Genomic DNA, 24,740 nt, shown 5'->3' with positions numbered 1-24,740 from the left:
CTGACTTGATCGTTTTTACTGGATAAAGTTAAAAAACTTTTAAAGTAATTTTCCTAAAAGTGTTGAAACTTATTAAAAGTTAACACTCTAATCGATGATTTCATTCTTTAAAATTCCCCACAAATTTGCAAGTAATTATAAACGATTGCCGGAAAGTTTAGCGCTGTTCAACTGCCAAAAGATTCCCTAAAGCGCCACACAGTTAAAATAATTCCTAAGCTCAGTCATCTTTGTCCCATAGTTCCGCAAAGTGCGGCACACCATCACAACTTAAAATGTTTGTAAAATGGAAAAACAAGGAAAAAAACTACTGCTATTAGGTTTAATCCTGATGGCACTACAAGGTGCCTTTGCCCAAGGCAACGGTACCGCAGGAATCAACGAGGCGACCCAGATGGTTACCTCCTATTTTGAACCGGCTACCCAGCTGATCTATGCGATCGGAGCAGTCGTTGGGCTGATAGGTGGGGTCAAGGTCTACAACAAGTTCAGCAGTGGTGACCCCGACACCAGCAAGACCGCTGCCAGCTGGTTCGGCGCGTGTATATTTCTGATCGTGGCGGCAACGATCCTTCGTTCATTCTTCCTTTAAAATGATGATTATGAATACCTATCATATCAACAAAGGCATCGGAAGGACGGTAGAGTTCAAAGGGCTAAAAGCCCAATACCTGTTTATTTTTGCAGGAGGATCATTGGGGATACTCGTATGCGTGATGGTCATGTACATGGCTGGCGTCAATACCTATCTCTGCCTTACGATTGGCGGAGCAAGTAGTGCCATACTAATCTGGCAGACCTTCTCGCTGAATGGAAAATACGGCGAGCACGGCTTGATGAAATTAGGCGCTAAAAAAAAGCATCCCAAATACATCATCAGTCGAAAATGCATCTATCGCTACCTGAAAATTAATCGTCAAAAAGCTACAGCATGAGAAATACCTCCAAAGTCGCAACGCTGGAGAGTAAATTTCCACTGCTTGCGATAGAAAACGACTGTATTATTTCCAAAGATGCAGATGTCACGGTTTGTTTTAAGGTCAGGCTACCTGAATTGTTTACGGTAGCATCGGCAGAATATGAAGCGATCCATTCAGCCTGGTTCAAGGCCATCAAGACCCTGCCAGATTTTACGGTTGTGCATAAGCAAGATTGGTTTATCAAAGAAAACTATAGCCCGGATCTGTCCAGAGAAAACCAGAGCTTTCTTTCAAAATCTTTTGAAAGACATTTCAATGAGAGACCATTCTTAAACCACTATTGCTATCTGTTCATTACGAAAACCAGTAAGGAGAGAATGCGGATGCAGAGCAACTTTTCCTCGCTGTGCAAAGGCAAACTGATCCCAAAGGAGATCAAAGACAAAGAGGTAATCAGTCGCTTTATGGAAGCTGTCGACCAGTTTGAAAGGATCATGAATGACAGCGGTTATATTCATCTGGAAAGAATGACCGAAGATGAGATCTCAGGAACCGAAAGCCAGTCAGGAATATTGGAGCAGTACCTGACCCTGTCGAGAGAAACCAATCCTTCTTTGCAGGATATCAAACTCGGATCAGAAGAAATGCGCATCGGCAACAACCGGATCAGTATGCATACTTTATCCGATACCGATGACCTGCCCGGGATGGTCTCATCACATAGTCGATATGAAAAGTTAAGTACCGACAGGAGTGGCTGCCTATTGTCTTTCGCATCTCCGGTAGGACTTTTATTAAGCTGCAATCACATTTATAACCAATATCTGTTCATTGACAACAGCGATGAAAACCTGAACAAATTCGAAAAGTCTGCCAGAAACATGCATTCATTGGCAAGATACAGCAGGGCGAATCAGATCAACAAGGAATGGATAGATAAATACCTCAATGAAGCTCATTCATATGGTCTCCAATCCATCCGGGCACATTTCAACGTGATGTCTTGGTCTGATAATCCTTCAGAATTGAAACAACTGAAAAATGACACCGGAAGTGCATTGGCACTGATGGAATGCAAGCCCCGTCACAATACGACAGACACGGCAACCTTGTACTGGGCAGGTATTCCCGGAAACGCTGGTGATTTCCCAAGCGAAGAAAGCTTTTACACGTTCATTGAACCATCCTTGTGCTTTTTCACCGAAGAAACCAATTATCAGGATTCACCCTCAGCGTTCGGGATCAAGATGGCTGACCGTCTGACAGGAAAGCCTATTCATCTGGATATATCAGACCTACCCATGAAGCAGGGCATTATTACCAACCGGAACAAGTTTATTTTGGGACCTTCAGGAAGCGGTAAATCCTTTTTCACCAACCATATGGTCAGACAGTATTATGAACAAGGAGCTCACGTATTACTGGTCGATACCGGAAATTCTTACCAAGGCTTGTGCGAGCTGATCAAGGGCAAGACAAAAGGGGAGGACGGCGTATATTTTACCTATACAGAAGACAATCCGATTGCTTTCAATCCATTCTATACCGATGACGGCGTTTTTGATATTGAAAAAAGAGAAAGCATCAAAACCTTGATCCTCACACTATGGAAAAGGGATGATGAACCACCCACCCGTTCAGAAGAGGTTGCTTTGTCCAATGCTGTTAGCGGATACATTGAACAGATCAGGAGCAAAAATTCCCATCCCTCATTCAATGGATTCTACGAGTATGTGAAAGATGACTACCAGAAAGTTCTGGAACAAAAGAAGGTCAGGGAAAAGGACTTTGATATCGCCAACTTTCTCAACGTGTTGGAGCCTTATTACAAAGGCGGTGAATACGATTACCTGTTGAATTCAGAAAAACAACTTGATCTCTTGTCCAAGCGATTCATCGTTTTTGAGATCGATGCGATCAAAGACCACAAGATCCTGTTCCCGATCGTGACCATCATCATTATGGAGGTCTTCATCAACAAGATGCGAAGGCTCAAGGGGATCAGAAAACTCATCCTCATTGAAGAAGCCTGGAAAGCGATTGCCAAAGAAGGGATGGCGGAGTACATCAAATACCTTTTCAAAACGGTCAGGAAATTTTTCGGAGAAGCCATTGTGGTGACCCAGGAAGTGGATGACATCATCCAGTCACCGATCGTCAAGGAGAGTATTATCAATAATTCAGACTGCAAGATCCTATTGGATCAGCGCAAGTATATGAACAAGTTCGATGATATCCAGGCAATGTTGGGATTGACTGACAAAGAAAAATCTCAGGTACTCTCTATCAATATGAACAACGATCCGACAAGACTCTACAAAGAAGTCTGGATCGGACTGGGCGGAACCCATTCTGCCGTCTATGCCACCGAAGTCTCTACCGAGGAATATCTGGCTTATACTACTGAAGAAACTGAAAAAATGGAAGTCATGAATCTGGCCTCTGAACTTGATGGCAATGTTGAACATGCCATCAAGAGGATCTCTCTCAGGAGGATCAAATCGAACAAAGACAAATAATTCAAACCTATAAAATTTTAAAACAATGAAAAATCTAATTATTAAAACAGCAATGGTAGCCATTCTTGCTACAACTACATTCTCCAAAGCACAATTCGTCGTGACCGATCCGGCTAATCTGGCATCAGGCATTCTGAATTCTGCCAATGAGATCGTGCAGACCTCATCAACGGTTTCCAATGTCGTTAAAAATTTCAACGAAGTAAAGAAGGTCTATGAACAGGGAAAGGAATATTATGACAAACTGAAAGCCATCAATAATCTGGTCAAAGATGCCCGAAAGGTTCAGCAGACCGTGCTGATGGTCGGCGACGTATCAGAAATATACGTTACCAATTTCAGCAAGATGCTCAACGATCCCAACTTCAATGCGCAGGAGCTGACGGCCATTGCAAACGGCTATTCGGCGTTGCTTACGGAAAGTACAGAACTGCTGAAAGAACTGAAGGAGATCATCACAGCCAATGGGCTTTCGCTCAATGATAAAGAAAGAATGGATGTGATCGACCGTGTATATAAGGAGGTCAAAGAGTACCATAATCTGGTGCGATACTATACCAACAAGAATATTTCTGTCAGCTATCTGAGAGCCAAAAAGCAGAACAATACAAAAAGGGTTCTAGATCTTTATGGTACTTCAAATCAAAAATACTGGTAAGATGGAACCTACTAATCTACACGAAGTACTTCGTTCGGTCTATGATGAGATGATGCCATTGTGTGCCGATATGGCTGCGGTAGCAAAAGGGGTTGCCGGATTGGGCGCACTGTTCTATGTAGCCATCAAGGTATGGCAATCGCTCAGCCGCGCTGAACCGATCAACCTGTTTCCGATGCTGAGACCCTTTGCCATCGGCATCTGTATTATGTTCTTCTCGACATTGGTGCTTGGCAGTATCAATGGCGTTTTAAGTCCGATCGTTCAGGGTAGCCATTCAATGCTCGAAGATCAAGTCCTGGATCTTAATGAACTGCAACAGCAAAAAGATCTTCTGGAACGGGAAGCGATGCTTAGAAATCCCGAAATGGCCTATCTGATCTCGGATGAAGAATTTGACAAGAAGCTTGATGAGCTCGGATGGTCTCCGTCCGATCTGGTGACGATGTCCGGAATGTATATTGAAAGGGAGATGTTTGACATCAAGAAGCAGATCCGGGATGGATTCCGGGAGTTTCTGGAAATTCTCTTCCAATCTGCTGCCTTAGTGATTGATACGATTAGAACTTTCTTTCTCATCGTTCTTTCCATATTGGGACCGATCGCATTTGCCATCTCCGTGTGGGATGGTTTTCAGACCACACTGACCCAATGGCTGACGAGATACATCAGTGTCTATCTGTGGCTGCCGGTTGCTGATATTTTCAGTGCCATACTCGCCAAGATCCAAATACTCATCATTGAAAAAGATATTGAAATGCTGGCAGACCCGAACTTCATTCCTGATACTTCCAATACCGTATACATCATCTATATGGTCATCGGGATCGTCGGATACTTTACAGTGCCAACGGTTACAGGATGGATCATTCAGGCAGGAGGTGCCGGAAACTTTATGCGAAACGTCAACCAGACCGCCGCGAAATCAGGAAATATTGCAGGAGCTGCAGCAGGCTCGGCAACAGGAAATATTTCAGGCAGACTATTAAAATAAAAATACGATCCAATGGAATTTAAAACTTTAAGAAATATAGAAAGCAGCTTCAAGCAGATCCGTTTATTCACCTTTGTTTTTGCGGTGCTTTGTTTTGCTGTAGTGGGCATTGTCGTTTTCAAGTCCTATCAATTTGCAGAAGAACAGCGTCAGAAGATCTATGTATTGGATAACGGCAAGTCGCTGATGGTAGCACTCTCGCAGGATATGTCGATCAACAGGCCTGTAGAAGCCAGGGAACATGTTAGGCGTTTTCACGAATTGTTCTTTACGGTGGCACCTGATAAGAATGCGATCGAAAGCAATGTTAAAAGAGCTTTCAATCTGGCAGACCAGTCTGCATTCGATTATTATAAAGACCTTCAGGAGAAGGGCTATTATAATAGGATCATCTCAGGGAACATCCAGCAGAGAGTCGAGGTTGACAGTGTGGTGGCTGATTTTAACAATTATCCATATTCGGTCAAGACGTATGCAAGACAGTTCATTATCAGGTCCAGTAATCTGACGATACGAAGTCTGATCACCAACTGTTCATTAGTGAACTCCGTGCGGTCAGACAGCAATCCCCAGGGATTTACCATTGAAAAATTCAACGTCCTTGAAAATAAAGATGTTGAAACCGTTGAACGTTAAAGATCAGAACAATGAAAAAAATTAGAGATAAAATAGAGCAGCATATTTTGCTTGCAGACAGAAAATGGAAAGAGCTCCCGGCGAAACGCCAGAGAGTTTTCACCAAGCTGTTTTTTGCAGGTTATGCTGTTCTTACAGTACTGGTGCTTATCAGTATAGGTATGTCAACCGGAAATAAAACCAATACGATGTCGATCAGTCATATTACGACCATTTCAGATCATACAGCTGTGAAAAGATCGGCACAGGATCACAAAGTGGATTCAACCATTAAAAAATAGAGCGATGAGAGATTCAAATAAAATCACGATCACTGAAAGTGATTCACCCCACTTGGAACCGGAATCACAAGGCCTTCAAAATTTACGATGGGAGAGAATAAAGAAACCGCTGATCTATTTTTTGATGGCGGCGGTATGTGCAGGCTGTTTCTACCTCATCTTCAAGCCCACGGACAATAAAATTGTTGATGAATCAGGTTTTAATGCGGGAATACCACAGGCAAAGGACGATCAGCTGCAATCTGACAAACAGAAGGCTTATGAGCAGCAGCTGCTGGAACAAAAAAATGAAGAGAAAAGAAATGCGATGACCACCTTATCTGATTACTGGACTGACCAAAACAACCTAAACCAAAATTCTGATCAGACGGCATTGACAGCTCATCCGAATAGTTTGTCGCCATCTAATCCGAGTGCAGTTAACAGCTATCGCAATGCGCAGCAGACATTAGGTTCCTTCTACAGCAGGGATGATCAGGAAGTGAATAATCTTAGGAAAGAAATATCCAGATTAAAGAATGAAGCTGTGCAGAACAATGCTGTTCCTGCAGGTCTTGGGGTCAATGACCAATTGGAGCTGATGGAAAGATCCTACCAAATGGCTGCGAAATACCTTCCCCAAAGTAATAAGCAGGAAGATCCTGTATCAAGAGAAGAGGATGGGAAGCAGCCTTCTGGAAGTAAAGTACAGCTCACATCAGTAAAATCAGCTCACTTAAATATTGTCTCTTCATTATACAGAGAGCCATCAGACAGCGCCTTTCTGGCTGGTCTGAATGATAATAGATTGTTCGGAACTCAGACTGAAACCAATGATTCAAAACAATCAAAGAATGCGATCAAAGGTCTTGTACAAGAGTCAATGACGATGACCAATGAAAGTACATTATCGATCAGACTTTCTGAAAATATGATTCTAGGACATACAGAAATTCCCGCCGGAATATTGCTCAAAGCCACAGGTAAATTTCAGGGTGGGAGACTGCAATTGAAAATTTCGTCGATAGAATATCGGGGCAGCATTTATCCTGTAGAGATCAATGTTCATGACAATGATGGTCAGCTCGGCTTATATGTTCCTTATTCACCGGAGCAAAATGCTGTGACCGACATTGTGGGCAGTATGGGGCAAACTTCTGGTACCAATATTATGATGACGCAGTCGGCAGGTCAGCAGATCGCGGCGGATTTAAGCAGAGGAGTGGTGCAGGGGTTGTCAGGATATTTCCAGAAACGGGTCAGACAACAAAAAGTAAAGGTAAAAGCGGGCCATCAGGTTTTGCTTGTGCCAAAAAAATAACCAATTAAAAAACAATAAAATGAATAAAATAAAAAGCCATTATCTATTGATGATCGTGTTTCTGTTCTTTTCAGGCAGATCACTGGCTCAGGATTCCGTTGCTTCCTATCTTTCACTGGAGGAAGCTAAGTTGGAACCTTTCAAAATGCAGGTCACCTACAATAAAACCTCGCATCTGCTTTTTCCTTCTCCAATCCGATATGTCGACTTGGGGAGTGATCTGCTAATTGCGAACAAAGCAGAACCTATCGGAAATGTTCTTCGGATCAAATCGGCAGTCAGGGACTTCGAAGAAGAAACCAATTTTTCGGTGATCACCGAAGACGGAAAGTTCTACAGCTTCGATGTTTTTTACAGTTCATATCCTGATGCACTCAGCTATGACCTTTTAAAGATGCGGAGAAGCAATGAGCACCAGTATATTGCGGATGTCCTGTTTGAAGATCTCAGGGGAAGTTCGTCCTCTCTGACGGAATTGATTATGGAAAACCTTTATAAAAAAAATAACAGAACCATCAAACACATCGCTTCCAGAAGTTATGGGATCCAGTTTTCAGTCCGGGCACTGCACGTCAATGACAGCAAATTCTTTTTCACCTTAGAGGTTAAAAACAGCAGCAATGTGGCGTATGACATTGATCTGGTCAATTTCAAAATTATCGATAAGAAGAATTTGAAAAGAACGGTCGTTCAGGATAAACTCTTAGAGCCGGTTCGGATCCATTTTCCGGTGATGACCGCAATTCATCATTCTGACATTTTAGGAATTTACTTGTTAGATCAATTTACCCTTTTAAAGGATCAGGTCTTGGAAATTGAAATTCTGGAAAAGAATGGCGGAAGGCATCAGAAGGTTCAGCTTGAAAATACCGATTTGATCCATGCCAGGCTGATCAGCAGTTTAAACGTAAAAATAAAATAAGATGAATAGAATATTTTTAACAACCGCATTACTACTTACAATAAATATTCAATCATTTGCTCAGCAAATGATCCCTAATCAAAAAGGATTCGAAATTTCATATTCAGTATTTCCACAATCTCCTGAAAAGCAAAATTACGTTTTAGGTGCAGGTGTTATTTCTTATACCAAAAACGGTTATTACCTCTTCGGATTGGCCGAATACAGCAGAAAGTATTACGAGTATGCCCATTACGATATCCCGATTGATACTTTCCTTTTCAATGGGGGTTACAGTCTCTATGTGTGGGGAGATCTGATGCGGAATGTCAACATCAATCTGGGTTTAGGAGGGCTTGTAGGTTATGAGCAGATCAATAGGGGAACTGAAATGATCTATGATGGCTCTATTATTAATGCAACCGAGAATTTCATCTATGGTGCAAATGGAAAACTGTCTATCGAAAGTTATCTGACAGACCACTGTGTTTTTTTGGTCAATGGGCAGCTGCGCTATTTGCAGAACAGTCAGCTCGGTGAGTTTCACGCTTTGTTTGGTTTTGGAATACGGTACAATTTTTAAAAAAGCTTGTAAAATGAAAAATGTAATCAACAAAAAGATCTTGCAACTATATAAGTATTCAATGGCAATTTTCTTAATTAGTTTTGTTTTTAATTCCTGTCAGGACAACGATCTGGAAATTCAACAGGACTTTCCTTTTGAAGTCCAAATAATGCCTGTTCCTGGTAAAATAGCTGAGAATGAAACGGTAGAAATTCGCATTTCACTATTGACTTCTTCGAACTTTAATGGAACAATGTACAGTGTTAGGTATTTTCAATATGAAGGAGCTGGTCAACTTCAATATTACAGCGACCCACCATATCTACCGAATGACGAGTATCCATTGAAGCAAAAACAATTCAGACTTTACTATACATCTAAAGCTTCCGAATCCCATCAGTTCAGTATTTGGATCAAAGATAGTTTTGGAAATGAAAGAAGGGTAGATTATGAATTTGACAATGAATCTTAAAATTTTTCATTGACTTCCAGCGGCTTGGTTTTACACCAGGCCGTTTTTTGATGAGGAGACTAACTTAATATTAAAATTCTAGTGTCAATTAATTGCTCTTTTTCAAGAGATCAATTAATAATTATGGGTTGCTATCAATTAATTTCTCCAGTTCTTCACGGTGATCCTCACCCCATTGAGCAGTAGATTTAATTGTTGGAATTAATGATTTACCCAATTCGGTCAGTTCATATTCAACTTTTAGAGGACGTTCGTTATAGTTTATTTTAGTTAAGATTCCGTGATCCATCAACTGTTTTAATTGTGTATCTAATACGCGTCTGGATGCTTTCGGCATCTTACGCTGCAGTTGACCAGGACGCTTTATACCAGAATAGACACACCATATCAGACTGATCTTCCATTTTCCATTCATGATCTCCATAAAAAGGTGCAGTCCGCAATCCAGTGAAACCGGTATTTTTTTCTTGTACATTATCTATTAATATGATTCAAATGTAGGTAATAAAAAAATATTTCTGATATAGGTAAATTCAGCCGTACTTGTGTGTTATATCTGCTGCATTTAATTTTGTACAGTAATAATTAACAATATGAAATATAATTTATTTGGAACAAAAACGGGATTGTATGCAAGCGAAATTATCTTGGGCGCTGCCAGTTTTGGAACAAGAAGCGGGTATGGAACCGAGCCAGAAAATGCTAAAGAAATATTAACTGCATATGCAGATGCTGGAGGTAATTTTATAGACACATCCGATGCTTATCAATTGGGTCAATCAGAAGAGATCATAGGAGAATTTATAAAGGATCAACGCAGCAACTTTATTATTTGTACAAAATATACGCGAAGCAGTGAGGCCAATGCTTCTATCAGTAACTTTGGCAATCATCGCAAGGCAATGAGACACGGGATAGAATCCAGTCTCAAAAGATTGAAAACCGATTATATTGATATTTATATGCCACATTACGATGATGGCATCACACCGATTGATGAAATCACAAGAGGTCTGGAAGATCTTGTAAGCAGTGGGAAAGTTTTATATACAGGACTGACAAATTTTCCAGCCTGGAAAGCTTCTGCGATTGCATCTTCTATAAAATTATCCGCCATACAAATTGAATATAATTTGCTACAACGCACTGCAGATAGAGAGTTTATTGCGATGGCAAAACATTTTGGTCTCGGCACAATGATGTACTCTCCCTTAGCAGGAGGACAGCTTACAGGTAAATACAGAAAAGGAGAGACAGGCAGAATAAATCGCAATTCGAATGAAGATTATCAGGAAAATGAAACTGTAGAAAAAATTATTAACGAACTTTTTGTAATTGCAGCAGAACTGGAAGTTACACCAGGACAAGTGGCTTTAGCATGGGTATCATCAAAGGGTGGTTTCCCTTTGATCGGAGCTCGTAGTATTGATCATTTTAATGATGCTTTAAAGTCAACCACTATAAAATTGTCTGATGATCATATACAAAAATTGAATAGGCTAGGTGCAATTTCTTTAGGCTATCCTCACGACCTTCTTAAGAATGTTAGAGGATTTTAATCTTCACGTAAAATCATTGTCTTGGAGTGTTGACGAAGCTTTTATGATCAGGTATTATATCACTTAGCAAATGTTTCGTCAAATTTTTTAGTACCAGGAAAATGTGTTAACAGTTACTAAATAGATTGATCATTTAATAAAACATTAAATCTACACAGGCTCACAACTTTTATGAAGCAGGGAGGTTTTGTGAGGCATAACATAAGAGTTGTATCCCTACTTTTTGCGAAAAGACGTTTCCGACCACCGGAAGGAATTGTCTTTTCGCCCAATTTTGAAAATACACGACAATATTTGAAATGTCGTGTATTTTGTTTAATAATATACCTGTTGTGCATTTAGGATAAATTAATTTTTATTTTGTTTAAACTTCTTTTAAATATAAAGAAATTAAGATATTGTATCATTGTAAAAGAAGTGATTTTAGAGGTAATTCTGGTTGCCAACCCTTCAAAAGTTTTTGCTAAATTGATGTGTAGTAAAAATTGTCCGCTCAGTTGTGATATAGCTGTTTCAATCCGTTTTCTAATTTTAGATTTTACTTTCGAAAACGATACAAATTCATGTTGATTTTTTCTCATTGGAACAGAAAGTTTAATGTTTGAGTAATTGAACAGATCAACCCTTAATTTTTCGCTAATATATCCTCTGTCGCCTATCAGTAAACAGTTTTTGAAGTTTTCTTTTATATCCTTCAGATAATTTATGTCATGAACGTTTGCCGGAGAAAAATCGAAGGAATGAAAAACACCGTTTTTGTCGCAGACAGCATGTAATTTATAGCCGAAATATCGTGTTTTTTGTGCAGCACAATATCCAAATTCCGGACGAATATTTTCTGTGGAACAAATTCCACTGCGATTTGCCCTACTTATTTTACATATCTCCAATGGTGTTGAATCAACAATAAAAACGTTTGTAAAATCAGAAAACTTTGCACTCAAAACTCTGCGTATTTCTTCTAAGTAGAAAAACAATTTTCGCTTTCTTCTGTTATAAACGCTTCTTTCTATTTTTTGTTCTAATTCTGTTTTTGAAATGTATCTAAACAGTTGTAATTCAGAGTTTATCGACATATATTCTGCTGTAATATTTAAAGCTACAAGTTCTAAATCAGAAAGTTTTGGAACTCTGATCTGAGGTTTAGTCTTAATATGACTGCAAGTATTTATCAATTCTTCTAAAATAATTTTGTAGTTTTGAATAAGATTGTTCATGTATTTAAATGATTGGTAGTCAAATAAATATACGGTTTTTGAACCAAATGAACAATCTTTTATTGTTTAATTCCTAAATGCACAACAGGTTAATAATATGAATTCATTTATAAATGACCTTCGTCGGCAAATGATAAATGATCAGTTGATGTCAGAATGAAATGATCCAGTAATTTAAGGTTTAAAAATTCAGATGCACTTTTGATACTCTGCGTAATTTTCAGATCTTCGACAGAAGGTTTCAAATTTCCGGAAGGATGATTATGTGCCAGTATAACAACGGAGGCATTACAAAGGAGTGCCGCCTGCATGATGATACGAACATCGACAACCGTAGAAGAAATTCCCGATTCAGAAATTTTTCTTATCCCTAAAACTTTGTGAGCCTGATTTAAATATAGAGCAAAAAATGATTCTCGGTAATCTATTTCATCGTGGTCAAAGTGCTGACGGAATACATTCACTGCGTCCCGCGAACTACTAACTACTTTTTCAGAATTTCCTTTTCTGGAATAACTTAATTTTATCTCGTTGACAATATTAAATTTCATAGGGGTTGCTCTTGTACGGCAGAGGCTTAAATTTCCCGTACTTAAATATTAAAATTTATAGTTAATTCATGATTAAAGTTTCTGCGCCAAAACGGGCAAAACTTTCGCATAGATCAAAAGCCTTTTGAGATTTCAATTGTGCAGTTCCACCCAAAACGATGGACTGTAGTTTGGCTTCATCATCTTTGTATGTTTTGACATTCTGATAATATCCTGTCACTGCGTTATATGCTCCGAACAACGTCCCTTTGGTTGTATCCATTTGCTGGCTTTCGCTGATCATTGCGTAGGCAAATGCATCATCAACTGTGTTTTTAAAAACTGTTGAAACGTCATCGAAATTTCCTTTCTGCAAATGGTTTAAAGTTTCTTTGTTGGGGCAGAGTGCCAACTGTATCAGTTTTTTCATTTCATCATCACCGACCGTTATTTTTGCCCAATGATTAAATGTGTTTTCCAATTCATTACTTAATTTATTGGCTAGTCCCATAACTTTGTGGGCATCTTCCAAGCGTTATTTTGCTCCTGCGGTATGTCTGATCCGCACCACATTGCTCATATTTTTTAGTGAAGCGTTTAAAGTATTTTGACAGACAATGCGAACAGGGGTAAATGCGGCGGTGATGCTTCCGCTCCCATCGTGGGAGGTGGTTAGGAAAATATATTTTTCTGTAATATCGTCACCGTTGCCAACACGGATATAATCGGGTAATTTAGCCGTGATAAAAATGCGTTCTCCATTTCCCAACGCTCCTGCAGTCTCGTATAAGATTCCATCTCCACCGCCTACAATAGCATCAAAAAATGAAAAGGCTTCACGGTTTTGTACGATATGGTAATCTTTTCCCACGACACCTAAAACGGTGTTGTTATCCGTTCGGATATTGGCAAAATAGTTCGGGACTTCCAATTCTGAATCGATCATTTCTATTCCGTTGGTACTTTCGATAATTCCTGCACCTTTTGTAAATAGGGGAGACTTTTCGACCTCGTAGTCAAGTCCTGCAAATTTGATGGCTTCTTCACTTGTCGGGTATTCCTCTACGACCTGCCCCAAGTTGTGCCATGCTTTTTCCTTTACGCTGAAAAATGAATATTTTCCTGTTCTGTTGTTGAAATTTAAATTATGTGCCATGATGTTAATATTTAATTGTTAGAGAATCTTGTTTGGTAGTTTTAAAATGGGAGATCATCATCCTTATCACTGTCGTTGGATTTGGAATTAGAAATTTCCTTCTTAGCTGTTTTATTCGGATCAGTATACTTGTTTTCAGTTCGCTTATTACTGCTGTGAACCTTGATCTGCGAGGTGTGGAAATTCAATCCTGCATGAGGTTCTCCGTCTTTTCCCAACCATGCAGAGGTGTAGGCTCTTCAGCTTAATTCAACCAAAGTGCCTTTAGTTAAAAAGTCAACTACTTTTGGAGAGATCCAATAGGCGCATTCGAAATACGTGGTCTGTTCGATCCGTTCGCCTTGCTTGTTGCGATAGTTGTCGTTTGTAGCAATTGAAAAATTAACTACCTTTTTTTCATTTGGCAAGTTGCGCACTTCCGCATCCCTTGTCAGTCTTTCGATAATGTTCATAACCGTAGGTTTTTAAGATTGTACATTTTAATTTATTTTCAATCTCTTCTCTGTCCTTTCTCTGAAAGCCCCTTGGGCTTCGCTGAATATTTTTCAAAAGAAAAACCGGAAAAAAGAAAGCAGATAATCTTATCGGGCAATGGGAAAAGCCAAAAGGAAACGGAATAATTGGAGGGTACCTTCAGGGAGGAAACCGTTTATGCCGTAGTCTTTTGGCTGGATACAGAAAGGGATGACCGATATACCTTAGCTGCCTTTTTACCGGTTTATTATGAGAAATATGACTTCTCTTTAAATTATTGTAGTACTACTTTACGTGATCGATAATATTTTTCAATTTGTATTTATAGGGTAAAAAAACTATATTTACATTATTCATTTAAATCTTGAGTTCCTATGCAGATCAGTGCTTTTAACGAATATTACGATAAGCTGACCACCGTTGAGAAGAAAAACAGTCCCAAAGAGTTATTTTACAAAGGGGACTTTTCGTTATTGGAAAATGGAAGAAGGGTAGCGGTTGTTGGTTCTAGGAAGGTTTCTGAATTGGGTGTACGAAGAGCGAGGAAGATCGCAAAGCTGTTGGTGCAAAATGATATCACTGTCGTTAGCGGTTTGGCTGAAGGTGTCGATTCGATCGCACACAGAACTGCCATTGAATTTGATGGTCGCACCATTGGAGTTATCGGAACACCTCTTGATAAATATTTCCCTGCTGAAAATAAAGACCTTCAGGATTTCATTGCTGAAAATCATCTACTGATTTCGCAGTTCCCAGAAAACTATCCTGTAACACCAAAAAGTTTCCCTATCAGAAACCGAACAATGGCATTGATAAGCGATGCTACGATTATTATTGAAGCTAGTGAGAAAAGCGGAACAAAACATCAGGGTTGGGAGGCATTAAGATTAGGAAGACAGTTGTTCATTATGGAAAATGTCGTTAACGATAAAATTTCATGGGCAGAAGAAATGCTAAGTTATGGTGCACAGGTACTGACCAATGATAACTTTGAATTTCTGATCGAAAGCATTCCCTATTTAACAACAAAGAAAGAGTATGTCTTTTGAGTTTCTTACTTTTCTGGCCTATTCTCCGAGAGGCAAGTCCGAGATAGAAATTTCTTCAAGAACAGTTGCCGGATCCTGTAAAAACGGAGATGTAAGCTTCAGTACGAGATTAAGCCAGAGAATAAAAGAAGCAGATCTATCAGATTTTTTTGCAAATTCAGCTTTAGTTCCGGTACCAAGAAGTACACCTTTAGTAGATGGAGCTGTTTTTCCGGCGAAGATCATCTGTGAGACGCTTGCCAGCAATGGAGTGGGTGAGAGTGTAGCTGATTGTCTGATGCGCAAGTATGCAATTCCCAAATCTAGTGGACAATTTCACGCAGACACCAGAAATACGGTGCAACAACATCAGGAAAGTCTACAAGTAACCCCGATATTGATTACAGAACCAACCATTATTGTGGTTGACGATATTCTGACATTAGGTAGAACATCCATGGCCTCGGCACTAGAACTTCAGAAAGTTTATCCTGATAAGGAGATTAAAATATTCTGTGCTATTCGAACCAGAAGTTGGAAAGATCTGGACACGATAATTGATGTCAGTAGAGGAATTATGCATCCTGCCGGTAACGGTGGCGTTCAGCTACCAGATTAACAACGAAATCATAAATTAATTTTTATCTTGAGTCTTAACAATTGATCAATCTATGAACTGATTTACCAAGTTAATACTGAGCGTAAACCCATTGTTTATTATTGAAAAATAGCCCGGATTTTAATATACATTATAGATTTAAATATGACTGATAAAGAATATTTGGACTCTACCTCAACGGTGGCTATCTATGCAGAAATACTTTTAGGAATTTTAAGATATGTATCTGTTAAAAATTTTTCTGATGAGGTTGAATATCAAAATAAATTAACAAAAGTGCTGAAATTTGAGAAGAATTATGATCCCGACTTATTCAGAGCTTGTATAGATTTACTAGAGGATTCACAATATGCGATCGAAGAAGTTTTTAAAAATGGATTAATTACTGAATCAAATTCCCACGGTGAACAGTATTTAAGACTTTACGGAGTATTGAATGCTTACTATCTTCAGTTAGGAGCTATTACTGATCTGGTAAGATTATTTAATCTTGATGGACAAAAGCAAATTAGAGCTGATCTGAAATCTGCAAAAATTATCGAACTTAGAAATAAACTAGGGTCACATACAACCAGCTATATACACGCTGGAGAAGGCGAAGAACCTGATTTTTATAGATTAGCAATGACAAGCATTGATAAATGGGGTAGTCATTTAAGTCTAATAGGAAGAAAAAGAGAAATTGAAGAAGTAAACCTTATTGCTATAATGGGACAGTTTACAAAACAAGTTGAAGCAGTTCTTGATAAAATTGTAGGCAAGGAGTTGGACCGAAGACAATTTAAGAAGGAACATTTTGAATGGCTGAAATTAAGATATGATTATCTTCAGGAAAGGATCAAATAAATCAATTTAATCTGACCTATAAGATTAAGTAGCGTAAGTTTTGTCAAATCTTCGATAAAAGTGTTCGATATTTCTATATTTTCATCATTTTAGGAGATAATTATTATAGGTTGTCTCTTTTTTTTGTTCTGATAAGAATCTGCTATTTAGACTTTTATTTTACAAATATTGATAGTTCGATTTTAAAATTTAAATCAATTACTTTCTAAGTTATTAGTAAATACTTAATCTGACATAAAAAAAATGCTAATTTCGTAAATATAAGGTTATGCATTAATAGACATGGCTGAGTAGTGTAGGACTCTTTCTTAAAGTCACCTCAATACACTATGAAGGGGTGAATTATGGATTTCCGTAATTAATTAGGTATTTGTTTCTGATATATTTGTGTAATGAAAAAACCCAAGTATAATTACACTAAATGTCTGCTATATCTGCTTTATTGTGTTATATATCCCACGTTATATATTCGCTACATTATATTATCAACGCTTGAAAATGATTTGTTTAAGGTTGATAGGGTGAAAAAGATTTATATGTATTAGATCTTCGTAGAGAGAATATTGCTTTGAGAGGGTTTCTGGAAGAGAGTGACATAAGGAATTAATTTATATCTTAGGGATCATATAAAATATACTAATACTATAACCGTGTACTTATCTAATTTAAAACTGTGGAATTTTAGAAAATTTGGTTCGCAAGGGGATATAAATCCTGAAATTCCAAATCTGGATTTAAATCTTACCAAGGGTTTAAATGTTATTATAGGTGAAAATGACAGTGGTAAAACGGCCATTATTGATGCCATAAAACTTGTACTTAAAACGCATAGTTATGACTATATACGAGTTGAGGATAAGGACTTTTATAATGGCACAAACCATTTTAGAATAGAATTGACTTTCGAAAGTTTAATACCCGAGGAAGCTAAAAATTTCACAGAGTGGCTGGGCTGGGTAGGCAGTGGAGAAGGTTCTACGCCCTTTTTAAGATTAAGCTATGATGTTACACTGCAAGATGGAAAAATATTGCCCGCCGATATAAGGGCTGGTGTTGATGATGATGGTTATCTGCTAACGGCAGAAGCAAGAGAATATCTAAAAACAACTTATTTAAAGCCATTGAGGGATGCAGAAAATGAATTGGTTGCCAAACGTAATTCAAGATTGTCACAAATTCTTTTAGGTGATGAAGCATTTAAAGGGAGAGAAAATACAAATGAGCTCGTACATATTTTTTCCAGTTTGAAGACAAACTTAGAAGATTATTTTAAGGGTGAGTTTGAAGTAAAAATTACAAATGGGTCGGGCGAAGAACAAATTAACAAGCCACAGGATGGAAAGCAAATAAAGGATAAGATAGACACCTATATTAAAGGCTTTTATGGTGATAATTTTGAAGCAGCGTTTAACGCTACCTCTAATGATATTAAAAGCATACTCGAAAAATTGACCTTATTTTTGAAAGATGAACTCAATCCAGGTTTGGGTACACTGAATCGATTATTTATGGCAGCGGAATTACTTCATTTGAACAAATCAAATTGGAGTGGCTTACGTTTAGGATTAGTAGAGGAATTGGAAGCACACCTCCATCCACAAGCCCAGATGCAAGTGATAGAAGCATTTCAAAAACAAGAGGCGATTCAATTAATTCTAACAACGCATAGTCCAAATTTGGCATCCAAACTAAAACTAGAAAATCTCATCATTTGTAACAATGGTAATGCCTTTCCGATGGGTGATACTTATACCAGATTAGGTGGAGACAACTACAAGTTTTTAGAAAAATTCCTTGATACAACAAAGGCAAATTTATTTTTCGCAAAGGGGGTTATTTTAGTAGAGGGTTGGGCGGAAGAAATTCTCTTACCAAGTATAGCAAAAGCAATTGGAATTAATTTGACAGAAAAGGGTGTTTCGATTGTAAACATTGGACATATAGGTTTTGAACACTATTCGAAAATTTATCTTCGTAATGTAGAACCATTTATGATAATTCCTGTGGCCGTAATTACTGATTCTGATGTAAACGAATATGAAAAAGTGGGAGATGATTACATCAAGAGGGATGCTGATACTTTTCAAGAGGAAACACAACAAAAAATATCAAGTATAATCGAACAAGCAGAACAAAATGTAAAATATTTTGTAGCTCCAAACTGGACATTAGAATATTCGTTATATAAATCTATAAGTTTAACAACAATGCTTCAAACAGCGGTTAAAGCAATTCATACTCGTACTGATTGGACAGATTTTGAAAAAGCCCTTGCAAAAAAATTGATAAATAAAGGTTTGAAAAAGACCGAAATTGCTTATCAGATTGCAAATGCTATTGATAAAGATTTGATTAAGCCCGAAAGCGAAATTCAAATTGGAGAAATTGATGCCATAAACTATGTTGTTAAAGCCATTGAGTATGCTGCAGGGAATTGATATAACCGACGATGATATTCAATATGCTGAAAGAGTACTTCTGCCGCATGGTAAAGTATTTGATGATGAGCGAAAGGCGTTTATCAGAAATCTTACTACCATTGATTTGCAAGCCGTTCCAGGTAGCGGAAAAACAACAGCACTTTTAGCGAAATTACTTATTATAGAACGAAAGCTTCCTTTTTCTGATGGCTCAGGAATTCTTGTAATATCTCATACAAACGCGGCCATAGATGAGATAAAAGAAAAAGTACAAAAACATTGTCCTAAACTTTTTTCTTATCCAAATTTTATTGGAACAATTCAAAGTTTTGTAGATACCTTTTTAGCAATACCAATGTTTGTTCAATGGAAAGGTAAAAAGCCTATCAGAATTGATTCTGAAATATTTTGGGAAAGCCTGTATAAAAAACTGCCCTATGGCAGCAGATCAGCATTAGAAAAAAGGCTTGGAAACAAATTCAAACAATTTATGGAGGAATTATCCATTGGCCCCAATTATAAACTCTTTCATTTCGATTCATTTGAGGAAATTAATATTCCTAAAATAGGTAGCCATACAAATACTTATAAGAATTTGTATACCGTCAAAAAGCGATTATTAAATAAAGGTATCTTAAACTATAATGATGCTTATACCTTTGCAAATATTTACTTAAATAATCACAATTCAATAAAAGGGCTATTACAAAAACGCTTTTCTTTCGTGTTTGTAGATGAAATGCAAGACATGGATACACACCAATATAATTTGTTAGAAAAAGTGTTCTATGATGGTGGAAATAGCATTTCAATAATTCAACGAATTGGAGATAAAAATCAAGCTATATATAATTCGGTTAAAGAAATTGATGTTTGGGAAGACAGGACTGACGTTTTACGATTAAACGGTAGCCAAAGACTTAGTAAACCAATTGCCGATGTCGTGAAAAGATTTGCCCTGTACAATGATGCTAACTTTAATATTGTTGGTATGAATGAGTGTGTTATAAAGCCTCATATCTTGAAATTTGAAAATGAAACAATTGGTAATCTTATACCTCAATTTGCACAAATAGTAAAGGCGTACAAAGAGCAGGGCAGTTTTACGAATCCTGAAAAGCCTGTTAAGGTTGTTTGTTGGAATACCGATTGGAAAGAGGATGATACAAGTCGACAAAATGATGCCAAGTTGAGATTAGAAGATTATCATAAAGGGTTTAGAAAAGAAAAGAGCAAGCCTAAACAAGATTATGATTGCTTGAAAAGCTACTTACTTTTTTATGATAAGAGTAGGCAGACTTTAGAACCTTTAAGAAAGAATATTTTGAATTCTTTTCTCAAAATTTTACGTTTGGAAAATATAAATACTTCAGATGGACGCCATTACACAAAGAAAAAACTAATTGACTTTATTAGAGTAAAAGATCGTCAAAAATATGAAGAGTTAAATCTAAATATTTATAACTGGTCAATTGGCATAATTAAAGGAAATGCAAATGATGTATTTGAAGGGATTAGAACATACATCCCAAATTTTTTTGCAATATTTTCTGAAGTTGCACTTTCAACAAGTATATCGTTTATCAATAATGATACTACCAGATTATTTGAAATTAATGTAGAGACATTAGAAATTTCGAATCATTACAAAGAAGATGGGCTTGAAATTGAAATTACAAGTGTTCATGCTGTAAAGGGGCAAACACATTGTGCCACTTTATATTTAGAGTCGTATTTTCAAGGGAACTATGAATCTGAAAGACTTATAAATCAATTCTTGGGGAATGTCTTTGATGATAAGAGAGTACATCATAAGAGCTCTACAAAAATGGCGTATGTTGGATTTTCACGACCAACAGATCTACTATGTATTGCTGTTCACAAAGATAGATTTGATAAATATCTCGCGGGTATTAATAAAGAAGAATGGGAGATAATAAATATACAAAATGACAGATAACAGTTATGATTAATTTTTTAAAAAAAGATAACAGGCTGATTTTGTGTTACACTCCTTAATACGCAGGTTCTGTAAATTGGCACGACTGCGCGATTTATGCAACGTTTACAAAACTCTTTGGTATCAATCTTTTTTAGATCCAAATTCACTATAGATCTTTTTTATACTGAATTAATTTTTTATCTTGAGACTTCTCAGAAAACAAACTATGTATACGATTGATAATGATAAAATAATAATGGAACTTACGGTTCAAATTAAAGATGCAAAAACAAAAAACGCTGTAGGAAGCGGAGTTTTAATTAATCAAAATACTTCAGATCACACGATTTATCTTTTGACTGCATCACATTGCCTTTTTGAAGATGGTGAAAGTTTTCAAGTAATGAGAAGCAGTTTTACGGCTGAAATATATAACCCCAAATTAAAGACCAATATAACATTGGATTTGGTTCCTGATGAAAAATTACTTTTTAAGGATATTGATAAAGATGTTGGTCTCATCGTCTTGAGTAAATCAATGTTTGACTTTGATATTCCTGCAGTTAAAATAATTAAAGAAAGACAATCATATACCGATTTCATAATTAAAGGTTTTCCCTTGGCAACTCAAGGTAAAGAAATTGCTACTATTTATCCTACCTGGAATCAGGCAGCGCCCACAAAGAAAATTTTTAATCTGCAGTTATTTGAAGATTACAGCAGTTACAATACAACAGGGTTTTCTGGAAGTGGTGTTTTTTTGAAAACACCTCAAGAAATTTATTTGATGGGTATTTTTACCAGATACAGATCTGAAGAAAAAGGGAAAATTATTTATTGCCAGCACATCGATTTGCTGGATGAATTATTGCAGAGGAATTTTCGACCTACCTTAACTTATTCATACATCGGGAATAATGGTATGACCTCTGATTTTTTCAAAAGGAATGTAGAAAAATCAATCAAAAACTTAGGGGAGAGATATAATGACAAATTAAATTTCAGACTTCCAATAGCACATCGTTTCAATGAGCTTTCAAAGGATAATCTGTTTAAAAAAAGACTTTTGAAGATTCTTGACAAATGGCTTACAGATAGAGCTATAGGGAGCACAGCAAAACTGAAGAAAATTAGTGCTGTTGAGGAAAGATTGGATAAACTAAGGATCGATCTTGTTAATTGGGAAAAGGATAATCCTTTTAATGTCCTTCATAAAATTGATTTAGATTGGTTTTTGGACGAATTAAGAATTTTTGATAAGCATCTTGATAATACCATTTCCGAACTTTTTCATGAAGCATATGAACTCAGTGTACATACTTCAGGACTTGATTCACGAGGCATCCGTGAAAACGACGAGGTTGTTTTCAATATACAGAAAGGAGAAAGAGGTTTAAGCGCTATCAACGTTAAACTGGCATAATCTGAGCAATATAGTAATTTATTGTTAGTTATATTACCGGCCTCCCGCATATTGCGAGAGGCTTTTATCTTTTTCATCAATACATCTTTTAGCATTCAATTAATAATCAAAAACATCATGCAGATCATCAATAATTTCGAAGAATATAAGTTACTGGAAGGAATCCTTGTAGGAAGTTCACCCTGGCACACCATCGATCAGAAGCAGATCGACCGATTTGCCAAAGCTACTCTGGACCACCAGTGGATACACGTTGACGAGGAAAGGGCAGCCAATGAAAGTCCTTACGGATCAACCATTGCCCACGGATATCTGACGCTTTCATTGATTCCTTATTTGTGGAAGCAAATAGCATCGGTGCAAAATGTCAGCCTTGAGGTCAACTATGGGATCGAAGACCTGAAATTCGGAGTAGCTGTCAGAGTAAATTCCAGAGTATCATTACAGGCAACGATCAGATCGGTCAAAGATCTGCGAGGAATGGTCAAAGTAGTTGTCGGTGCCAAACTTGTCGTTGAGAATGAATCAAGGCCTGCCTACACGGGTGATGTTGTATTTCTGTATCAATTCAAATAGATATTTTACATTATTAAGGAATTTAGATTGACCATTATTTTTATGAAACAAATTAAATATTTGCATTACTGGACGATTGTCGTACCGATTTTATCCTGGCTCTTCTATTTTGGTAGTTTCTTCTTTTCGTCAGGCTATTATTCGGTACTGCTTACGGCCCTGCTGCGGGGAAGCGTGATCACTGCCGTCTACCATTCTGAAGTATTGGCCCACCGGTTGGGAGAGCCTTTCGGAACGCTGCTTCTCGCCTTTGCGATCACTGTCATAGAGGTGGGATTGATCAGTTCCATTATGCTCGGTGCCAAAGGTCTCGAAACCATTACCCTGGCAAGGGATACGGTGCTTGCGGCTGTAATGCTCATACTCAATGGCATTATCGGGATTTGCATCGTCATAGGATCACTGCGATACAGGGAGCAGGCATTTACCTTAAAAGGTGTGAGCACGGCTTTAATTACATTGACTGCGGTGGTAGTGTTTGTCTTGATCCTGCCCAATTACACCGTGAGTCACGGCGGTGGAGAATATACCTCATTTCAGCTGCTGTTTATTGCAGTAATCTGTCTCTTTTTATATCTGGGATTTACCATGGTACAGACGATCAGGCATCGGAGTTTTTTCCGGTCTCCACAGAAAGAAGATACTGTTCAGAAAAATGATGCTCAAATTAAAGTTAGCAACAAAAGAAGCTACATTAGTGTTTTAATGCTTATTGTAAGCTTGGGAATAGTTGTGATGATGGCCAAGCTGCTTTCGAAAGATGTCGAATATATTGTGACGGCAGTCGGCGCTCCGAAATCTGTGGTCGGAATTATTATCGCAGGAATTGTTTTACTGCCAGAAGCAATTGCGGCCGTAAGAGCAGCCGGAAATGATGAGATACAGACTTCTCTTATCTGGCATTCGGCTCTGCTCTGGCCAGTATCGGACTTAGCATTCCTGCCATCGCGATTATCTCGGTCATCAGCGATATCAGGATGACCTTGGGTATTGATATTAAGTCGACAGTATTGCTGGGCCTTTCCCTCTTTATCATTACGGTTTCCCTGGCTACAGGAAAAACCAACATCATGCAGGGTGCTGTACTGGTCGGAATCTTTCTGATTTACCTTTTCACATCGATTGTCCCCTAAAAGCTAAAATCCTGTAAACTTGACACCAATGAGACGAATTCTCATCCTTCGGGTATAAACTTTCCTGAAAAGTTCCAGAATATATTTAAGCAACGTATGATCAGCTGAGGTATAAGGTACTTTACATTGTTTGGTTTCCGTATCAAAATTAGCATATCTTATTCTTACAGAAACGGTTGAGGTCAACCATTTCTCATGTCTCAGCTGGTAGCATAGCTGTTCCACCATTCCGGAAAGTATGCTTCTGATATTCTGAACGTGGATAAGGTATGGTACAGGAGCAGTAATTAGCCCTTCCAGCAAAATTAATGATGGAACTTTTGAAATTGTTATTTTCAAGCCAATCCCGGCAAAAGTACTTTTGCACTTAACACTTTCTTCGTTTCTTGGAAATTTGGAAAATTCACTGTATGTTGATATAATTAAAACTACTGAAGCAGTGATAAAAACTGATTCACCTCAATATTTTCAGACTGACGGACAGATTTTGGACAGAACCAGTGAAGTTAGTATAAGCATTATAAAAAAGGCTGTCACTATCATTGTTCCATAAAAAAAGGTTGCTCGAAAA

At 37.7% G+C, this 24,740-nt stretch carries 24 protein-coding genes and 3 pseudogenes; 21 read left to right on the top strand and 6 right to left on the bottom strand.

The window, feature by feature from the left end:
- Positions 1 to 286: 286 nt before the first annotated feature.
- Genes FDY99_RS01950 through FDY99_RS01900 form a run of 11 tightly spaced genes read left to right on the top strand, consistent with a single transcriptional unit; the run spans position 287 to position 9,246 of the window.
- Entirely contained in the window at positions 287 to 592 is a 306-nt protein-coding gene (locus FDY99_RS01950; protein WP_139418864.1) for a DUF4134 domain-containing protein, read from the top strand.
- A 10-nt stretch (positions 593 to 602) separates the two neighbouring features.
- Complete coding sequence (locus FDY99_RS01945) at positions 603 to 935, top strand: DUF4133 domain-containing protein (RefSeq protein ID WP_139418863.1); 333 nt, start codon at positions 603 to 605, stop codon at positions 933 to 935.
- Positions 932 to 3,439: a TraG family conjugative transposon ATPase gene (locus FDY99_RS01940; RefSeq protein ID WP_139418862.1), complete on the top strand. Its 2,508-nt coding sequence runs from the start codon at positions 932 to 934 to the stop codon at positions 3,437 to 3,439. The genes FDY99_RS01945 and FDY99_RS01940 overlap by 4 nt, the downstream gene beginning before the upstream one ends.
- 25 nt (positions 3,440 to 3,464) lie before the next feature.
- Entirely contained in the window at positions 3,465 to 4,097 is a 633-nt protein-coding gene (locus FDY99_RS01935) for a DUF4141 domain-containing protein (RefSeq protein ID WP_139418861.1), read from the top strand.
- Position 4,098: 1 nt separating this feature from the next.
- Positions 4,099 to 5,091 carry a conjugative transposon protein TraJ gene (gene traJ / locus FDY99_RS01930; protein WP_139418860.1) on the top strand — a complete coding sequence of 331 codons (993 nt, stop codon included), beginning with the start codon at positions 4,099 to 4,101 and terminating at the stop codon, positions 5,089 to 5,091.
- A 12-nt stretch (positions 5,092 to 5,103) separates the two neighbouring features.
- Positions 5,104 to 5,727 carry a conjugative transposon protein TraK gene (gene traK / locus FDY99_RS01925; protein ID WP_139418859.1) on the top strand — a complete coding sequence of 208 codons (624 nt, stop codon included), beginning with the start codon at positions 5,104 to 5,106 and terminating at the stop codon, positions 5,725 to 5,727.
- A gap of 11 nt (positions 5,728 to 5,738) precedes the next feature.
- A complete protein-coding gene (locus FDY99_RS01920; RefSeq protein WP_139418858.1) occupies positions 5,739 to 6,008 on the top strand; it encodes a hypothetical protein in 270 nt (89 codons plus the stop codon).
- Between the two features lie 4 nt (positions 6,009 to 6,012).
- Positions 6,013 to 7,308, top strand: a complete 1,296-nt coding sequence (gene traM, locus FDY99_RS01915; RefSeq protein WP_139418857.1) for a conjugative transposon protein TraM — start codon at positions 6,013 to 6,015, stop codon at positions 7,306 to 7,308.
- A 19-nt stretch (positions 7,309 to 7,327) separates the two neighbouring features.
- On the top strand, positions 7,328 to 8,230 hold the full coding sequence (traN, locus tag FDY99_RS01910; protein WP_139418856.1) for a conjugative transposon protein TraN: 903 nt from the start codon (positions 7,328 to 7,330) through the stop codon (positions 8,228 to 8,230).
- Position 8,231: 1 nt separating this feature from the next.
- Positions 8,232 to 8,792 (top strand): conjugal transfer protein TraO, encoded by a 561-nt coding sequence (locus tag FDY99_RS01905; RefSeq protein ID WP_139418855.1) that lies wholly within the window; start codon positions 8,232 to 8,234, stop codon positions 8,790 to 8,792.
- Between the two features lie 13 nt (positions 8,793 to 8,805).
- Positions 8,806 to 9,246, top strand: a complete 441-nt coding sequence (locus tag FDY99_RS01900; protein WP_139418854.1) for a TraQ conjugal transfer family protein — start codon at positions 8,806 to 8,808, stop codon at positions 9,244 to 9,246.
- 121 nt (positions 9,247 to 9,367) lie between these two features.
- Here the strand turns inward: FDY99_RS01900 and FDY99_RS01895 are convergent, their stop codons facing one another.
- Positions 9,368 to 9,721: a winged helix-turn-helix transcriptional regulator gene (locus FDY99_RS01895; protein WP_072408769.1), complete on the bottom strand. Its 354-nt coding sequence runs from the start codon at positions 9,719 to 9,721 to the stop codon at positions 9,368 to 9,370.
- Positions 9,722 to 9,839: 118 nt separating this feature from the next.
- On the opposite strand from FDY99_RS01895, the gene FDY99_RS01890 reads away from it, so the two are divergent.
- Positions 9,840 to 10,805: an aldo/keto reductase gene (locus FDY99_RS01890; protein WP_139418853.1), complete on the top strand. Its 966-nt coding sequence runs from the start codon at positions 9,840 to 9,842 to the stop codon at positions 10,803 to 10,805.
- 338 nt (positions 10,806 to 11,143) lie between these two features.
- Here FDY99_RS01890 and FDY99_RS01885 read toward each other — a convergent pair whose 3' ends face one another.
- From FDY99_RS01885 to FDY99_RS01870, 4 genes and pseudogenes are all read right to left on the bottom strand, one after another.
- A complete protein-coding gene (locus FDY99_RS01885) occupies positions 11,144 to 12,022 on the bottom strand; it encodes an IS982 family transposase (protein ID WP_063969482.1) in 879 nt (292 codons plus the stop codon).
- Positions 12,023 to 12,129: 107 nt separating this feature from the next.
- Complete coding sequence (locus FDY99_RS01880; protein ID WP_139418852.1) at positions 12,130 to 12,573, bottom strand: JAB domain-containing protein; 444 nt, start codon at positions 12,571 to 12,573, stop codon at positions 12,130 to 12,132.
- Positions 12,574 to 12,634: 61 nt separating this feature from the next.
- Positions 12,635 to 13,708, bottom strand: a pseudogene (locus FDY99_RS01875) (DUF932 domain-containing protein).
- Between the two features lie 41 nt (positions 13,709 to 13,749).
- Positions 13,750 to 14,160, bottom strand: a pseudogene (locus FDY99_RS01870) (single-stranded DNA-binding protein).
- A 396-nt stretch (positions 14,161 to 14,556) separates the two neighbouring features.
- Here FDY99_RS01870 and FDY99_RS01865 point away from each other — a divergent pair.
- From FDY99_RS01865 to FDY99_RS23665, 9 genes are all read left to right on the top strand, one after another.
- Positions 14,557 to 15,231, top strand: coding sequence for a DNA-processing protein DprA (locus tag FDY99_RS01865; protein WP_139418851.1), 675 nt, complete (start codon positions 14,557 to 14,559; stop codon positions 15,229 to 15,231).
- Positions 15,221 to 15,829, top strand: a complete 609-nt coding sequence (locus FDY99_RS01860) for a phosphoribosyltransferase (protein ID WP_139418850.1) — start codon at positions 15,221 to 15,223, stop codon at positions 15,827 to 15,829. Before FDY99_RS01865 ends, FDY99_RS01860 begins: the two co-directional genes overlap by 11 nt.
- Before the next feature lie 144 nt (positions 15,830 to 15,973).
- On the top strand, positions 15,974 to 16,675 hold the full coding sequence (locus tag FDY99_RS01855; RefSeq protein ID WP_139418849.1) for a hypothetical protein: 702 nt from the start codon (positions 15,974 to 15,976) through the stop codon (positions 16,673 to 16,675).
- 650 nt (positions 16,676 to 17,325) lie between these two features.
- The gene (locus tag FDY99_RS01850; RefSeq protein ID WP_139418848.1) at positions 17,326 to 19,113 is read left to right on the top strand and encodes an ATP-dependent nuclease; all 1,788 of its coding nucleotides are present in this window, start codon (positions 17,326 to 17,328) and stop codon (positions 19,111 to 19,113) included.
- Complete coding sequence (locus FDY99_RS01845) at positions 19,097 to 21,055, top strand: UvrD-helicase domain-containing protein (protein WP_139418847.1); 1,959 nt, start codon at positions 19,097 to 19,099, stop codon at positions 21,053 to 21,055. The genes FDY99_RS01850 and FDY99_RS01845 overlap by 17 nt, the downstream gene beginning before the upstream one ends.
- A 208-nt stretch (positions 21,056 to 21,263) precedes the next feature.
- The gene (locus FDY99_RS01840) at positions 21,264 to 22,460 is read left to right on the top strand and encodes a hypothetical protein (protein WP_139418846.1); all 1,197 of its coding nucleotides are present in this window, start codon (positions 21,264 to 21,266) and stop codon (positions 22,458 to 22,460) included.
- Positions 22,461 to 22,577: 117 nt separating this feature from the next.
- Positions 22,578 to 23,036, top strand: a complete 459-nt coding sequence (locus FDY99_RS01835) for a MaoC family dehydratase (protein ID WP_139418845.1) — start codon at positions 22,578 to 22,580, stop codon at positions 23,034 to 23,036.
- Between the two features lie 42 nt (positions 23,037 to 23,078).
- The gene (locus FDY99_RS01830) at positions 23,079 to 24,017 is read left to right on the top strand and encodes a calcium:proton antiporter (RefSeq protein ID WP_139418844.1); all 939 of its coding nucleotides are present in this window, start codon (positions 23,079 to 23,081) and stop codon (positions 24,015 to 24,017) included.
- The gene (locus FDY99_RS23665; RefSeq protein ID WP_394344548.1) at positions 23,933 to 24,169 is read left to right on the top strand and encodes a hypothetical protein; all 237 of its coding nucleotides are present in this window, start codon (positions 23,933 to 23,935) and stop codon (positions 24,167 to 24,169) included. The genes FDY99_RS01830 and FDY99_RS23665 overlap by 85 nt, the downstream gene beginning before the upstream one ends.
- A gap of 9 nt (positions 24,170 to 24,178) precedes the next feature.
- Here FDY99_RS23665 and FDY99_RS23135 read toward each other — a convergent pair.
- A pseudogene (locus FDY99_RS23135) lies at positions 24,179 to 24,412 on the bottom strand (DinB/UmuC family translesion DNA polymerase); the annotation flags it as partial.
- Positions 24,413 to 24,740: the final 328 nt, after the last annotated feature.

It is taken from the genome of Chryseobacterium mulctrae, from assembly GCF_006175945.1.
GTDB classification, from domain to species: domain Bacteria; phylum Bacteroidota; class Bacteroidia; order Flavobacteriales; family Weeksellaceae; genus Chryseobacterium; species Chryseobacterium mulctrae.
Note: the sequence above shows the minus strand (reverse complement) of the source record. Positions and strands in the feature narration are given on the sequence as shown.

Bases quoted from the DNA above. Each gene is read 5' to 3' on its own strand.
- FDY99_RS01950 (WP_139418864.1), top strand. From the start codon at position 287: ATGGAAAAACAAGGAAAAAAACTACTGCTATTAGGTTTAATCCTGATG.
- FDY99_RS01945 (WP_139418863.1), top strand. From the start codon at position 603: ATGAATACCTATCATATCAACAAAGGCATCGGAAGGACGGTAGAGTTC.
- FDY99_RS01940 (WP_139418862.1), top strand. From the start codon at position 932: ATGAGAAATACCTCCAAAGTCGCAACGCTGGAGAGTAAATTTCCACTG.
- FDY99_RS01935 (WP_139418861.1), top strand. From the start codon at position 3,465: ATGAAAAATCTAATTATTAAAACAGCAATGGTAGCCATTCTTGCTACA.
- traJ (WP_139418860.1), top strand. From the start codon at position 4,099: ATGGAACCTACTAATCTACACGAAGTACTTCGTTCGGTCTATGATGAG.
- traK (WP_139418859.1), top strand. From the start codon at position 5,104: ATGGAATTTAAAACTTTAAGAAATATAGAAAGCAGCTTCAAGCAGATC.
- FDY99_RS01920 (WP_139418858.1), top strand. From the start codon at position 5,739: ATGAAAAAAATTAGAGATAAAATAGAGCAGCATATTTTGCTTGCAGAC.
- traM (WP_139418857.1), top strand. From the start codon at position 6,013: ATGAGAGATTCAAATAAAATCACGATCACTGAAAGTGATTCACCCCAC.
- traN (WP_139418856.1), top strand. From the start codon at position 7,328: ATGAATAAAATAAAAAGCCATTATCTATTGATGATCGTGTTTCTGTTC.
- FDY99_RS01905 (WP_139418855.1), top strand. From the start codon at position 8,232: ATGAATAGAATATTTTTAACAACCGCATTACTACTTACAATAAATATT.
- FDY99_RS01900 (WP_139418854.1), top strand. From the start codon at position 8,806: ATGAAAAATGTAATCAACAAAAAGATCTTGCAACTATATAAGTATTCA.
- FDY99_RS01895 (WP_072408769.1), bottom strand. From the start codon at position 9,721: ATGTACAAGAAAAAAATACCGGTTTCACTGGATTGCGGACTGCACCTT.
- FDY99_RS01890 (WP_139418853.1), top strand. From the start codon at position 9,840: ATGAAATATAATTTATTTGGAACAAAAACGGGATTGTATGCAAGCGAA.
- FDY99_RS01885 (WP_063969482.1), bottom strand. From the start codon at position 12,022: ATGAACAATCTTATTCAAAACTACAAAATTATTTTAGAAGAATTGATA.
- FDY99_RS01880 (WP_139418852.1), bottom strand. From the start codon at position 12,573: ATGAAATTTAATATTGTCAACGAGATAAAATTAAGTTATTCCAGAAAA.
- FDY99_RS01865 (WP_139418851.1), top strand. From the start codon at position 14,557: ATGCAGATCAGTGCTTTTAACGAATATTACGATAAGCTGACCACCGTT.
- FDY99_RS01860 (WP_139418850.1), top strand. From the start codon at position 15,221: ATGTCTTTTGAGTTTCTTACTTTTCTGGCCTATTCTCCGAGAGGCAAG.
- FDY99_RS01855 (WP_139418849.1), top strand. From the start codon at position 15,974: ATGACTGATAAAGAATATTTGGACTCTACCTCAACGGTGGCTATCTAT.
- FDY99_RS01845 (WP_139418847.1), top strand. From the start codon at position 19,097: ATGCTGCAGGGAATTGATATAACCGACGATGATATTCAATATGCTGAA.
- FDY99_RS01840 (WP_139418846.1), top strand. From the start codon at position 21,264: ATGTATACGATTGATAATGATAAAATAATAATGGAACTTACGGTTCAA.
- FDY99_RS01835 (WP_139418845.1), top strand. From the start codon at position 22,578: ATGCAGATCATCAATAATTTCGAAGAATATAAGTTACTGGAAGGAATC.
- FDY99_RS01830 (WP_139418844.1), top strand. From the start codon at position 23,079: ATGAAACAAATTAAATATTTGCATTACTGGACGATTGTCGTACCGATT.